1 protein-coding gene is annotated in these 364 nt (G+C 61.3%); it reads left to right on the forward strand.

Annotated elements, in window-relative coordinates:
- Positions 1–364 (forward strand): condensation domain-containing protein (locus H2510_RS20565; RefSeq protein WP_186630129.1); only part of this gene is annotated, 364 nt, incomplete at both ends.

Raw genomic sequence — 364 nt, forward strand, 5'->3', positions numbered from 1 at the left:
CTTCGACACCGAATCCGCGGTCAACAACATCCCGGTCGCAGTGCGACTGTCGGGGGCACTCGACATCGATGCCCTCAATGCTGCGGTGCGAGATGTACTCGCTCGCCACGAGTCGTTGCGCACCGTGTATCCGGAGACGGACGGCATTGCGGCGCAGGTGATTCTCACTGTCTCGGAAGCAGCACCGACATTGGTACCGCAGCAGGTCGATCCGGCCGACATTTCTCGGCGCGTGCAGCAGGTCATTTCCGCTGGATTCGATGTCACCACAGAATTGCCGATGCGAGGCGAGCTGTTTCAGGCCGGCCCGGATGAATATGTGCTCGTGCTGGTCGCACACCATATTTCGGCCGACGGCTGGTCC

This window comes from Rhodococcus sp. BP22 (assembly GCF_014281965.1).
GTDB lineage: Bacteria > Actinomycetota > Actinomycetes > Mycobacteriales > Mycobacteriaceae > Rhodococcoides.